The following is a 13248-nucleotide window of genomic DNA, read 5'->3' as shown; positions in this document are numbered from 1 at the left end:
CGTCCGTGCCGTGGCTATATCCCATTCCGCGGTCCGTCCCTCGATGGCTCGACATGGCCGTTTCGTCGCGGCGATCGTCATCGACTCGATCGGCACCGGCGTCTTCATTCCCGTTTCGATGCTGTATTTCCTGGCCACTACCTCGCTGACGCTGGTGCAGGTGGGCGCGGCGCTGACGACGGCCGGGCTGCTGGCGCTCCCGGCAGGTCCTCTGATCGGAGGACTGGTCGACCGGTACGGTGCCAAGCCGTTGCTGCAAGCGGCAAACCTGGCCCAGGCGCTCGGCTTCGCCGGGTATCTCGTCGTGGGGCAAACCTGGCAGATCGTCATCTTCGCGTGGTTGAACAGTGCTGGGAGGGCAGTGTTCTTCGGCTGCTACGGCGTGACCGTCACGGCGCTGGCCGCGCCCGGTCAACGCGAGCGGTGGTTCGGCCTCCTCGGATCGGTACGCAACCTCGGGTACGCACTCGGCGGCCTTCTCTCCGCCGTCGCCGTCAGCATCGGTACCCACGGCGTCTACGCCGCGATCGTGGCCATCAATGCCATGTCCTATGTCGCCGCCTTCGCCCTGATGCGGGCGGTACCGAACACCCGTCCGGAAGCGGTCCGCCACGCTGCCGGAGGCTGGCGGCGCGTGTTCCGGGACCGGCGATACCTGCCACTCGTCGGACATCAACTGTGCTTCGCCGTCTCGCTGTTCGCCCTCAACATCGCGCTACCGGTCTACGCCGTGGACGTGCTGGAACTGCCGGGCTGGACGGCCGGGGCGGTCTTCACGCTGAACACCCTGATGGTCGGCCTCGGCCAGGGCGTCGTCGTCGGTCGGCTCAGGGGGCGAGTCCGCAGTCGCGTCCTCGTCGCAGGACACGCCTGCTTCGCCGCCGGCTACCTCCTGTTCCTCGCCGCCGGCCGCGCGACCGTGCTCGCCCTCGCGGTCGCCGTCGTACTGCTCGGTGCGAGCAGCTACACCCTCGGTGAAATCCTCGGCGGCCCCATCGCATCGACGATCGCCGCGGAGAGCGCCCCGGACGCTCTCCGCGGCCGGTACCTGGCCCTCAACCAGCTCGCCGTGACGTTCGCAGGAACGATCACCCCGATGGCGTTCTCCGGGTTGCTGTCCACTGGGGCAGCCGCGATCTGGCTGACCCTGGTCTGCGTCAGTGTCCTCGGAGCGACGCTCGCCACCGTGATCGGCAGGACGGTGCCGGCGGCGCGGAGCCGCATCGGGGATGTCTAGAGATCTTTGACGGTGCGGGTTGCGTCGGGCCATGACGGCCGTAGTGGGCTGCGCTGGAGGCGTTGCCGTCAACCGCTGACTGTGACACTGGAGCTTTGACCGGCGTCGAAGCCGACATCGGCAAGGACTTCACCGCAGCTTCGCTCGCCCAGAACCTCGAGAACCTGAACAGATCGTCCACGGCAGGTCGGGCATCTCGCTCCGGCCGGAGCTGACGACCGCCTGAACGCGGTCAAGGGTAGAAGCCTGGCCAGGACCGTGCGGCCCGGCCGCTGGTCCTGGCAGTCCCGGACCGGCGTCCGGCGAGACTTCACGGGATACGGCGGTCGCGAGCGCGTCACCGTGCGCGATCTCATCCAGACCACCTGCACGCCATACAAGGAAGCCGCGGCGGTGGTTGTCCGCAGAGTCGGGTGGAACGTAGGTAGGCGCGGGTGGAACCTAGGTAGGAGACGGGGCCACCGGTGTAGTGGAACGAGGAGTGGCGAGATGGCAGCGCAGGTCGATCACGTGGCCCTGTTCGCCGCCACGCCCAGCCCGTATCTGGTGCTGGGCCCGGACCTGGTGATCGTGGACGTCAACCGTGCCTACCTCGAAGCGACCGGACGGAGTCGGGAAGATCTCCTGGGCCAGCACATCTTCACCGCGTTCCCCGACAATCCGGCGGACCCGGACGCGGACGGCGTACGAAATCTGAGCGCCTCGCTGCACCGCGTTCTGGCCACCCGCGAGCCGGACACGATGGCGCTGCAGAAGTACGACATCCCCGTCATGCACCGACCGGGGATGTTCGAAGAACGCTGGTGGTCGCCGGTGAACACCCCGGTGCTGGGATCGGACGGCGACGTAGCGTGGATCATTCACCGGGTGGAGGACGTCACCGCCTTCGTCAAAGCCCACCAGAGCGGTCACCCCGCCGAGACGCGCGTCGGTGAGTCCTGGGAGACCGCCCAGGCCCTGGAGGCGGAGCTGTACGCGCGGGCGCGGGAGCTGCAGCGCCTCAACGAGGAACTGCGAAAGGCCCACACCCGCGAACGCGAGGTCGCCGTCACGCTGCAGGAGGCCATGCTCCACGCCCCCGACCTGGTCCACCACGCACAGGACGTCGCGGTGCGCTATCTGCCCGCCATCGGTTCGCTGAACGTGTGCGGCGACTGGTACGACGTCGTCGACATCCCACCCGACAGGCTCGCTCTGGCCGTCGGAGACGTCATCGGCCACGGCCTCGAGGCCGCAGCCGTCATGGGCATGCTGCGCAGTGCGCTGTCCGCAGCCATCCGCGCTTTGGAACGTCCCGCCCAAGCCCTGGAAGTGCTGGGGCTGTATGCCCGCTCCATCGAGGGCGCCTTGGGCACCACCGCGGTGAAGGCGATCGTCGACCGGCGCAGCAAGCTGATCACCTACAGCACCGCCGGCCACCCGCCCCCGATCCTGGTGCACCCCGACGGCCGGTGCGAGCTGCTGGACCAGGCCACCGACCCGCCACTGGGCGCACGGCCGCAGCACGTGCCCCGTCCGCAGGCCAGCATCCAGTACACGCTCGGCGACAGCCTGGTGCTGTACACCGACGGTCTCATCGAACGCCGCGAGGAGGACATCGACACCGGCCTGAACCGCTTGATGAGCGTCCTTGGTGAGTGCGCCAGACTCGGGCCGGAACAGCTCGCCGACACACTGCTGGCCCGCCTCGATGTGGCCGGCGGCGGTCGTGATGACATCGCCCTTATCGTCGTTCGCCTGTGAGAGGAACCACCTGTAGGAGTACGGCGGTTGCAGCGACGAGCCGTCCGCCGCGTCCTCAGCTACAGGTCGCTGACGTTGACCGTTGAACTTGCATTTCGCCCGGGGAGTGGTGGCGCAGTCTGCGCCCTGTGAGCTGCCTCACCCGCCGTGCTCCGTTCTGGGTACGAACTGCCTGGCCGGCACCGCTATTGCGCACTCGGCGGCCGCGCGATGGCCGGATACGTCAATGATCTGTCATTGCAGCCAGTCCTAAGGTCGATACAGGCTGTGATCGTGTTAGAGCGACGTGTTGTGGTGGTGGTGTACGCGGGCGCAATGGCGCTGGACATCACCGGACCCATGGAAGTGTTCGATACCGCCAACCGGTTCCTTGGCCCGGAGGACGCCCGGTACCGGATCGACTTCGTATCCGCCGACGCGCCACTGGTGCGCATGAGTTCCGGAATGGTGGTGGAAGCCGCGCCGCTGGAGGCGGGGCAGGGCCCGATCGACACGCTCCTCGTGCCGGGCGGATGGAGCCTCAACAGCGCACTTCAGGACCAGGCGCTGGTCTCCTGGATCCGTCAGGCGGCGGCCCGGTCCCGCAGAGTCGCCTCCGTATGCGGCGGATCCTTTCTGCTCGCTGAGGCCGGTCTTCTCGACGGCAGACGCGCGACCACGCACTGGGCATACAGCGAGGCGCTGGCCCACCGCTATCCGGACGTGAAGGTGGACGCCGAGCCGATCTTCGTGTGGGACGGCCCCTTTGTGACCTCCGCGGGCGTGTCGACGGGGATCGACATGGCGCTGGCTCTGGTGGAGGCCGATCACGGTGCGGCGCTCGCGCTGCAGACGGCACGGTTTCTGGTGCTGTTCCTCAAGCGGCACGGAGGACAGTCGCAGTTCAGCGCCGTCCTCGACGCCCAGTTGGCCGACCATCCGCCGATCCGGGCAGCGCAGGAGTGGATTCTGGACAATCTGCACAACCCCTTACCCGTCGCCGAGATCGCCCGGCGAGCCAACATGAGCCTGCGCAACTTCGCCCGGGTCTTCAGGCGTGAGGCGGGCACGACCCCCGGCCAGTACATCGAACGCACGCGTATAGCCCGCGCCCGCGAGCTGCTGGAAACCACCGATCTGACGATCGGCCAGATAGCCCGCCGCTGCGGATTCGCCGCCCCCGAGACCTTCTTCCGCTCCTTCGGGCGAACCCTGGGACTCACCCCGAAGGAATACCGGCACCGCTTTCAGCTCATCTCGCCATCCGGCTTCATCGACCCGCACCACGAGACCGACAGGAGCCCCCTATGACGGCGACGACCGCGGACTTAACCGAGGCAGGAACGGTACGCCTGGTCGACTACCTGGCCGGGGAGCTCGCCCGGGCCGGCGTCACCCACCTGTTCGGGGTCGGCGGCGCGAACATCGAGGACCTGTACGACGCCGTGCACCGCGCCGACGCCATCCACGGCGTCGTCGCCAAACACGAGTTCTCCGCCGTCACGATGGCCGACGGATGCGCCCGAACCACCGGGCGGCTCAGCGTCGTTGCCGCCACCTCGGGCGGTGGCGCCATGAATCTCCTGCCCGGCCTGGCCGAGGCGTACGCCTCCCGGGTGCCCGTGCTGGCCCTGGTGGGCCAGCCGCCGACCGGCCAGGAGGGCCACGGGGCGTTCCAGGACACCAGCGGCAAGGCGGGCTCCTTCGACGCCCGGGAGGTCTTCGCACCTGTCTCCCGGTTCTGCGCGCGGGTCGATGACGCGGACTCGCTCACGGAGTTGCTGCCCCGGGCGATGGCGGCGGCACAGGCCGATCCGCGAGGGCCGGCGGTCCTGCTGCTGCCCAAGGACGTTCAGCAGGCACGGATCCGGTTACCGGGCCGCGGCGCGGCACGGACGGCGGGCGAACCGCAGGCCGGCGAACCGAAGGCGGGCGTACCGGCGTCGGGCGAACCGACGCGGGGCGTACCGACGCCGGTGCAGACGGCGTCGGTGGCGCGGCTCGACACCATGGCCGTCACCGCCGTGGCGGACATCCTTCGCCGGGCCGACCGCGTCCTCGTCATCGCCGGTGAAGACGTCGCCGCCACGGGAGTCCGCGCTGAACTGGCCGAACTGGCCCGGCGCTTGGGGGCGTGGGTGGCGGTCACCCCCGACGCCAAAGACGTCTTCGACAACAGTGATCCCCGATTCGCAGGCGTAGCCGGGGTGATGGGCCACGCCAACGTCGAAGACTGTCTGCAGCGGGCCGACGTGTGCCTGCTGGTCGGCACGCGGCTGCCGTCACTGGCACGGGGTGGTCTTGAACGGGCCCTGGCCGCCGCCGAAGTCGTGTGCCTCGGTCCCGAACCGCCGTTCGTGCCGGGCACCGCACTGGTCGCGCATCTGCCGGATGCTCTGCGCGCGGTGACCGGCCGCCTCCCGCCGCGACCGCGCGCCTGCCCTCAGCACGCCGGCCCTGTCCCCACCGTCATGCCGAGCCCGGATTCTCAGGCCCGAGGCCGCACCATCCCCTACACCCAGGCGGTCGCCGCGGTGCAGGCGGCACTCCCACACGACGCGCACGTCTTCGTGGACGCCGGCAACGCAGGGGCCAGCGCCGTCCATCACCTCCCGGCACCGCGCCACGGCCGCTTCGTGCTGGCGGTCGGTATGGGAGGCATGGGCTACACCTTCGGTGCCGCAATCGGCGCCGCGCTCGCCACCGGCCGACGCACCTACGTACTCGCCGGGGACGGGGCCTTCTTCATGCACGGGATGGAAGTACACACGGCCGTGGAGTACGCCGCGCCCGTGACCTTCGTCATCTTCAACAACAACGCCCACGCCATGTGCGCGGTACGTGAGGAGTTCCTCCAGGGCGGCGTCCGCAGCGACGACCTGTTCTCCCGGACCGACCTCGCCGCCGGCATGGCCGCTGCCTTCCCGTCCCTGGAGGTCACAGGGGCCGACCACGCAGCGGACCTGCGCAGTGCCCTGCTGCGCAGCAACGCGGGCGCAGGCCCGGCGTTCGTCGCGCTGGACTGCGACCCAGGCGAGATCCCGCCCTTCCGCCCCTTCCAGTCCTTCATCGAAGGCACCCGGGGCACCAAAGCCACCGACAACAAGGAGAGTTCCCATGAGCGAGGCGTCGTCCACATTGGCTGACATCCCGGGTCTGATGCGGATCGAGAACCCGGGCAAGGAGGAGTTGACGGCCCATTGCATGGAGCTCACCCATGCCGTCTATCCCCACCATCAGGTCTACGGGCAGTACTGCACCATCCACGAGTACGTCGACTGCCCCCCGGAGCAGGTGTACGAGTACCTGCGCCAGGGCCACCACCTGGAGGAGTGGACGTGCAGCCTGCGGGACTTCGCGCCCTCCGGCACACCGGGGCTGTGGGCCGGCTTCGACCGGCTCGAGGACGACACCAGGATCTACTGCAAGGTGGTCGCCAATCCCGAAGCCATGACCGTGGACTACCACTGCTCCTGGGACCAGGGCGACAAGCTGTGGATGATCTACCTGATGCGCGTCGTCCCGGCTCGCCTGGTGCTCGACAAGCCGGGATCGGTGATCACCTGGACCAACTGCCGCCACCCCTACTACGACGACAACCCGCACCCCGACATGACTCCTCGCCCGGACCGGCCCTGGGTGGGCGACTTCTGGGACCTCTTCTACGCGGGGCACACGGTGGAGATGAACAACCTCAAGGCGATCCTGGAACACCGCCACCGCAACGGCCTGCCGGTCAGCGTGGCTCCGGTGAGGGCGGTGGCGCAGTGACCACGGTCAGCCTCACCGACGTCGCAAGCTACCTGCCCGGCAAGCCCGTCCCCGCGGATTTCTACACCGGGTACCCCGGAGCCGAGGACAAGCTGCGCAGCCACGCCATGTTCAAGGTCCCGCCGTTGCGGCACCACGTGGCGGCGGACGAGACCAACGCGGACATGGTCGAGCGCGCCGTGCAGCCCCTGATCGAACGCCATGGCGCGCACGAGATCCGAAGTGTGGACGTGCTGTTGGTGCACAGCCAGTTGCCGGACCTGCCGTTCGTGGGCGCCGGCACCGAGGTGGCACGCAGGCTCGGCCTGAACCCGGAGTGGCTCGTCGACGTGGCCAACGCGGGCTGCGCGTCTTTCGTGTACATGTTGAAGCTGGCGCGGCAGATCCTGAGCACCACCGACGCGAAGACCGCGCTGGTCTGCAACGCACAGAGCGCCGCGGGCCAGTGGTTCACCCAGTCCGAGGTACGCCGGCTCGCCCAGGCCGCGATCCCCGGCGACGGCTGCGGCGTGGGATATGTGACGACGTCGGCCGACAGTCCGGTGCTCGACGTGGAGACCCGGCATGTCGGCGAGTACGCCGGGGACATGACCGTGGCGGTCGACGACGGACGCAAGTACTGGGAGCCGGGGGAGTCCCAACTGCGTATCGGATTCACCGACGCCAGCGTCGCCAAGGTCCTGGCACGCGGCAACCGCCTCGTCCCGGAGGTGGTCACAGACCTGTGCCGGCGGCTCGGCGTGGCGACCACCGACATCGACCGCCTCATCACCAACCAGCCCAACCGCACCTTCCTGCGGAACTGGCGAGAAGCTCTGCAACTGCCCGCCGAACGGCATCTGAACACCTTCGACGAGTACGGCAACCTGTTCGGAGCGGCGATCCCGATCACCCTGGACCGCGCGATCCGCTCACAGCAGGTCGAGGACGGCGACCTGGTGGTCCTCGGGGGATTCGCCCATGCCGGCGACTTCGCCGGTGCCGCCGCGGTCCGTTGGCATGGCGGGAGGGGCTGACGGTGAACACCTCCGTGCTGCACCGACTCGCCCTGAACGAGAGCCCGTACCCCCCGCTGCCCTCGGTCCGCAAGGCGATGCAACGTGCCGTTGAACAGGCCCACCGGTACCCGCAGTTCTACCCCGACGACCTCACCGAGCGGATCGCCGCTTGGTGCCAGGTGAGCCCCGACCGCGTCGTGGTCGGCAGCGGATCGGTGGGAGTGGCCCTTCAGTTGCTGCAGGCTGTCATCGAGCCGGGCGACACCATGGCCTACGCCTGGCGCACCTTTGACGCGTATCCCCTGCTGGCCGACATGGTCGGCGCCCAACCCGTCCCCGTACCGCTGGCCCCGGACGGGAGCCAGGATCTGGACGCCCTGCTCGCGGCGCTCGACCACCGCACCCGCGTCGTGGTGCTGTGCAATCCGCACAACCCCACCGGGACCCTGGTCACCGCCGACGCGCTGTCGGCGTTCTTGCGACAGGTCCCCCGACACGTCACCGTGCTCCTCGACGAGGCGTACGTGGAGTTCGCCCGTGACGCCGACCTGCCGGACACTCCCACCCTCTTGGCCGACCACCCCAACCTGCTGGTCCTGCGCACCTTCTCCAAGGCGTACGGCCTGGCCGCCCTGCGGGTCGGCTACGGACTCGGCGCGCCCGACCTGGTGGCACGAATGCGCCGGCAACAACTGCCGTTCGGTGTCAACGCGGTGGCAACGGCGGCAGTGAAGGCATCGCTGCTCGCCGTCGGCGAACTGCGCCGACGCGTGGACACCGTCATCGCCGAACGCGACCGGCTGCACCACCAACTCGTCCAGCACGGCTGGCACATACGCCCGGGCCACGCCAACTCCCTCTGGCTCGCCGCCCCCGATCCCGTCGACGAGGGCGCCACGGCACTCACCGCTGCCGGTGTCCAGGCTCGCCACTACCCCGGCGAGGGACTGCGGCTCACCGTCGGCAGCCGCGAGGCCAACGACACCGTGCTCGCCGCGTTGGCGGGAGTGAGCCGGCGGGAAGCGTCCCGCAGGGGCGCATCGACCGCACCACAGGACGGGGCGGTCGGCGCGTACCACTGAGGCCGGTGGGCGGCAGGGGCCTGCAGATTTCGGAGCCGTGAAGGAGATCGCGCGACGCTACGTGGCCGTCGGCGCGGTGCGGTAGAACTCGGCCGCGGTGAAGGACACGGGCACCGCGAGTTCGGCGGAGACCGCGGAGATGGCGGCGTCGCCGATGGCGGGGTCGACCTGGCCGTCGGGTGTGAAGTGCGGTGCGATGAACCTGTCGTAGTGCACGCGGGCCTCCTCTGCCGTGTGACCACCGAGGAATGTCTGCATATGGTGCACCGTGGTGTCGGGGTCGTGGTGAATCACCTTCAGCGCACGCCGGTGTGCTCGCAGCACGGCCTGCACCGCGGGATCTTCCGGGTCGGTGTAGGTGGTGTCCACGGCCAGGCCCACGGTGGGGATCTGGAAGTGGTCGCCCATCCACGCCAGCACCCGCCAGCCGTACTCGGCCGCCACCGCCTCCGGCGCGATGGTGCTTCCGACCAGGGCGGCGTCGATCTCGCCGGCGCGCAGCCGGCGCAGGTCCATGCCGTAGTCCCCGGGGTGGCGGACGATGGTCCGGACGTCATGGTCCGGATCCAGGCCGGCCTTGCGCAGCACGATCCGGGTGAAGCACCCCGGCGCGGTGTGGGGGGCGTGGACCGCCAGCCGGCGGCCCGCCAGGTCGGCCAGGGAGTTCAGGCCGGGGCGGGCGAGGAACCAGAAGAGCGGGCGGTGGGTGTTGACGTTCAGCCCGACCCAGGGGGTGCCGTCGGTCAGCCGGGACAGAAGTGCCCGACCGAGCCCTATGGTGGCCCCCCGCCGCAGCCGCTCCTCGTCCCAGGTGCAGCCGTCGCGCAGGGCGACATGCACGCCCTCGTCGGCGTAGTAGTCCTCCTGATCGGCTATGTGGGCGGCCAGTTCCTCATGCAGGCCACGCCCGACGTAGGCGAGATCGATCGTGTACATGAACGCGTCCTTGGTCGTGTCGCCGTCTGTGTCTGTCTCCGCCACACACGCGCGGCGGCTTCGGTTGTCAGGCGGCGGTGTGCCGGTCACGGTCCGACCGGCGGCCGGACCAGGGAGGGGGTGTCCCGTGTGCGGAAGCGGTCTGCGCTCAGTACATGGCCATGCCGCCGTTGACGGCGGCGGTGGTTCCCGTCATGAACGCGTTGTCCTCGTCGGCGTAGAAGGCGACGGCATGGGCGACGTCGGCAGGGTGTGCCAGGCGGCCCAGGGGAGTGGCGGTCACCTGCCGCTGCTTCGTCGCGTCGTCGAGGACGTCATCGGCGATACGGGACTCCACCGGCCCGGGCGCGACGACGTTGACCGTGACTCCCAGCGGGCCGAGTTCCTGGGCGAGGTAGCGGGCGAACTGCTCCAGCGCGGCTTTGGACGCGCCCAGCGCGATCATGCCCGCGCGGGGCCGGCGGCTGAGGCCGGTGCCGAGATAGATGATGCGTCCCCAGGACTGTTCGGTCATGGTGGGGAGAACCGCCTTGGTGACCGCGAACGCCGCACGCATCTCGGCGTCGAGTTTGCCGCCCAGTTCCTCCCACGTCATGTCCTGGAAGGATTTGACCGCATACGGGATGAGCGCGTTGTGCACGAGCACGTCGACGCCGCCCCAGGCCGCACGTACCCGTTCGACCATGTGCTGGACTGCTGCCATCTCGCGCACATCGGCCTGCACGGCCATGGCCCGACCACCCGCGGCTTCGATGTCGGCCACGACAGCCTCCGCCGCATCGCTGCTGGAAAGGTAGTTGACCACCACCCGCATGCCGCGTTCGGTGAGAACGCGCGCGGTGGCCGCACCGATTCCGCTGCTGGCCCCTGTCACCATCGCCACCCTGCCGGTCGTCCCTGTCATGGGCTCGCCTCTCCTTTTCGTCGTCCGATCAGCCCGAAACCGCCCGCGGCCGGCGAGGTGCCGTCCGGCACGTCGGCCACCGCCTCCCTCACCGCGGCGACCACCTTGTGCATTACTTTTCATTCGGCGTTCCGCCACGCGTGCCCACGCAATCCTGTGCCTATGGGTAATGGACAAGAATTCGGCGTGCCCTGCGACGCTTTTCGAGCATCACGGAAATCCCGGGTGCGGTGCCGTTTGGACGCACGTGCGTATGTGGGCCCTTTCCGTCGGCGCCGGTAGCCAGAATCCAACACCACTCGGTGCTTCGGCATCGCTTAGATGGGTGATTTCGCAGGCGATGCCTGGGCCGATCCCCCCGTGCCCGTCGCGCGAACAAGGGATTCTCGCGTTGAGGCCCGTTGTTTCTCACAGATTCCGTTGACGCGCGGAGTTTCCGGGGCAACGCTTCTTTCCACCATTAAGGAACGCGGGACCGGGGACATCATCATGAAGACATTCGTGCACCGTGGGCAGGTCACCAAAGTGGTTTTCGGGAGCGGCACCCGCAATCGAATTCCCGAAGAGGCCGATGTCCTCGGATGCCGGCGCGTGCTGGTGCTGTCGACGCCGGACCAGGCGGACCAGGCGGACCAGTGCGCCGACCTGCTGGGTACGGCGGCCGCGGGGACCTTCACCGCCGCGGCGCCGCACACCCCCGTCGAGGTGACCGAGAAGGCGGTCGCCCACGCCGGGTCCCTGGGAGCCGACTCGGTGCTCGCCGTCGGCGGCGGATCGACGATCGGCCTGGGCAAGGCGATCACCGCGCGGACCGGTCTGCCGCAGCTGGCGCTCCCCACCACCTACGCAGGTTCGGAGATGACGCCGATCCTCGGGGAGACCGAAGGCCGCAGGAAGAAGACCAGGCGACTGCCCGAGGTGCTGCTCAGGACGGTCGTGTACGACGTCGATCTGACGCTCACGCTCCCGCCCGCGGTATCGGTGGTGAGCGGCCTGAACGCCATGGCGCACGCCGCGGAAGCCCTGTACGCCGAGGACCGGGACCCGGTCGCCTTCCTGATGGCGGGCGAGGCCCTCGATGCCCTCGTCCGATCCCTTCCCCGCATCGTGCGACGCCCGGACGACACGGAGGCGCGGGCCGACGCCTTGTACGGGGCCTGGCTGGCGGGCACGTGCCTGGGCACGGTGGGCATGGCGCTGCACCACAAGGTGTGCCATGTGCTGGGCGGCACCTTCGGGCTCCCGCACGCACAGACCCACGCCGTCGTCCTTCCGCACGTCGTGGCCTTCAACGCTCCGGCCGCGGGCGAAGCCATGGCACGCATCTCCCAGGCGCTGCCGGGGGACGCCCCGGCGAACGCCCTGTTCCAGCTCGGCGGCCAACTGGGCGCACCCACGGCACTGCGGGACCTCGGCATGCCCGAATCGGGGATCGAGCAGGCCGCCGAACTCATCGTGCAGAACGGCTACTGGAACCCCCGCCCCGTCGACCGGGACGCCGTCCGCACCTTCCTGACCCGGGCCTGGGCCGGCGAGGCACCGTGAATGCCGCCCGACTCTCACGAAGCGACTACCGGCCTTCGCGAACCGCGGGCCGACCCTCGCGAACCGCGCATCGACCCGGCGACCGAACACCCCCTCACCACAGGAGCGCGCCATGCGTGATCTGACCAGCGACGGCATCACCCCAGCCGTGATCTCGACCATGCGGGAGACCAAGGACCCCCGCCACGCGGAGATCCTCGAATCACTCGTGCGGCACCTCCACGACGTCGTCCGTGACGTCGAGTTGACGGAGGACGAGTGGGCGGCAGGGGTGGACTTCCTGACCCGCACGGGCCACACCTGCACACCGACCCGCCAGGAATTCATCCTGCTCTCCGACGTACTGGGCGTCACCATGCTGGTCGACGCGCTCAGCAACCGGCGGGAGGCCAAGGCCACGCAGAACAGTGTCCTGGGCCCCTATTTCAGGGAGGACAGGCCGCGCCACGCCGACAACGCCGACATCTCAGGAGGCCTGCCCGGCACGCCGTTGTTCTTCGAGGGCCAGGTCGTGGACCGTGCCGGAGCACCTGTGCCCGGCGCCGCGGTGGACGTCTGGCACAGCGACGCGGACGGTCACTACGACATGGAGGTGCCCGGCCAGGTCGACCCCGCCATGCGCGCGCTGTTCCGGACCGACGAGTCGGGAAACTTCGGTTTCCGCTCCATACGGCCGTCCAGCTATCCGATCCCCGGCGACGGCCCGGTGGGCGAACTCATGAGCGCGACCAGCAGGTCGCTCATGCGTCCCGCACACGTGCACCTGCTCATCGAGGCCGCGGGGTTCCAGCGGGTGACCACGATGCTCTTCCCCGCCGACGACCCGTACCTCGACGCGGACCCGGTGTTCGGCGTCAAGGAGTCGCTGGTGGAGGCCTACGAGACCTACGCGGCCGACGCGGGTCCCTGCCGGGGCCTGACCGAGGTGCCGTACACCCTGCTGCGCCGCACCTTCGTGCTCGAGCCGCTGCCCGCGCGCTGAGCCCAGCCGGCCCACCGCTCGGACGGCATGGCCGCCGACGCACCACCCGGGACCGTGAGCCAACCCGTGTC

Annotated in this window: 11 protein-coding genes; 9 read left to right on the top strand and 2 right to left on the bottom strand. The window is 69.4% G+C overall.

The window, feature by feature from the left end:
- The first annotated feature begins 10 nt into the window (after nucleotides 1–10).
- The 7 genes from ACGFYN_RS40075 to ACGFYN_RS40045 all read left to right on the top strand — a co-directional run bounded on the left by ACGFYN_RS40075 (nucleotide 11) and on the right by ACGFYN_RS40045 (nucleotide 8810).
- Nucleotides 11–1237 carry an MFS transporter gene (locus ACGFYN_RS40075; RefSeq protein WP_393870930.1) on the top strand — a complete coding sequence of 409 codons (1227 nt, stop codon included), beginning with the start codon at nucleotides 11–13 and terminating at the stop codon, nucleotides 1235–1237.
- A 489-nt stretch (nucleotides 1238–1726) separates the two neighbouring features.
- On the top strand, nucleotides 1727–2980 hold the full coding sequence (locus ACGFYN_RS40070) for a PP2C family protein-serine/threonine phosphatase (RefSeq protein WP_393870929.1): 1254 nt from the start codon (nucleotides 1727–1729) through the stop codon (nucleotides 2978–2980).
- A gap of 210 nt (nucleotides 2981–3190) precedes the next feature.
- Nucleotides 3191–4270 carry a GlxA family transcriptional regulator gene (locus ACGFYN_RS40065; RefSeq protein ID WP_393870928.1) on the top strand — a complete coding sequence of 360 codons (1080 nt, stop codon included), beginning with the start codon at nucleotides 3191–3193 and terminating at the stop codon, nucleotides 4268–4270.
- A complete protein-coding gene (locus ACGFYN_RS40060) occupies nucleotides 4267–6105 on the top strand; it encodes a thiamine pyrophosphate-binding protein (protein WP_393870927.1) in 1839 nt (612 codons plus the stop codon). The genes ACGFYN_RS40065 and ACGFYN_RS40060 overlap by 4 nt, the downstream gene beginning before the upstream one ends.
- Complete coding sequence (locus tag ACGFYN_RS40055) at nucleotides 6077–6730, top strand: SRPBCC family protein (RefSeq protein WP_393870926.1); 654 nt, start codon at nucleotides 6077–6079, stop codon at nucleotides 6728–6730. Before ACGFYN_RS40060 ends, ACGFYN_RS40055 begins: the two co-directional genes overlap by 29 nt.
- On the top strand, nucleotides 6727–7746 hold the full coding sequence (locus ACGFYN_RS40050; protein ID WP_393870925.1) for a 3-oxoacyl-ACP synthase III family protein: 1020 nt from the start codon (nucleotides 6727–6729) through the stop codon (nucleotides 7744–7746). The genes ACGFYN_RS40055 and ACGFYN_RS40050 overlap by 4 nt, the downstream gene beginning before the upstream one ends.
- Nucleotides 7747–7748: 2 nt before the next feature.
- Entirely contained in the window at nucleotides 7749–8810 is a 1062-nt protein-coding gene (locus tag ACGFYN_RS40045) for a histidinol-phosphate transaminase (RefSeq protein WP_393870924.1), read from the top strand.
- A 57-nt stretch (nucleotides 8811–8867) separates the two neighbouring features.
- On the opposite strand, the gene ACGFYN_RS40040 is transcribed toward ACGFYN_RS40045, so the two are convergent.
- A complete protein-coding gene (locus tag ACGFYN_RS40040; RefSeq protein ID WP_393870923.1) occupies nucleotides 8868–9746 on the bottom strand; it encodes an ABC transporter substrate-binding protein in 879 nt (292 codons plus the stop codon).
- Nucleotides 9747–9894: 148 nt separating this feature from the next.
- Nucleotides 9895–10650 carry an SDR family NAD(P)-dependent oxidoreductase gene (locus ACGFYN_RS40035; protein ID WP_393870922.1) on the bottom strand — a complete coding sequence of 252 codons (756 nt, stop codon included), beginning with the start codon at nucleotides 10648–10650 and terminating at the stop codon, nucleotides 9895–9897.
- 489 nt (nucleotides 10651–11139) lie between these two features.
- Between ACGFYN_RS40035 and ACGFYN_RS40030 the strand changes: the two genes are divergently transcribed.
- Together ACGFYN_RS40030 and ACGFYN_RS40025 are read left to right on the top strand one after the other, a co-directional pair.
- Nucleotides 11140–12195, top strand: a complete 1056-nt coding sequence (locus ACGFYN_RS40030; protein WP_393870921.1) for a maleylacetate reductase — start codon at nucleotides 11140–11142, stop codon at nucleotides 12193–12195.
- A gap of 112 nt (nucleotides 12196–12307) precedes the next feature.
- The gene (locus tag ACGFYN_RS40025) at nucleotides 12308–13177 is read left to right on the top strand and encodes a dioxygenase (protein WP_393870920.1); all 870 of its coding nucleotides are present in this window, start codon (nucleotides 12308–12310) and stop codon (nucleotides 13175–13177) included.
- The last annotated feature ends 71 nt before the right edge of the window (nucleotides 13178–13248 follow it).

The sequence above is a fragment of the Streptomyces sp. NPDC048419 genome (genome assembly GCF_043200415.1).
Classification (GTDB): Bacteria; Actinomycetota; Actinomycetes; order Streptomycetales; family Streptomycetaceae; genus Streptomyces.
The sequence above is the reverse complement of the archived record's forward strand: the minus strand, read 5'-3'. Positions and strand labels throughout refer to the sequence as shown.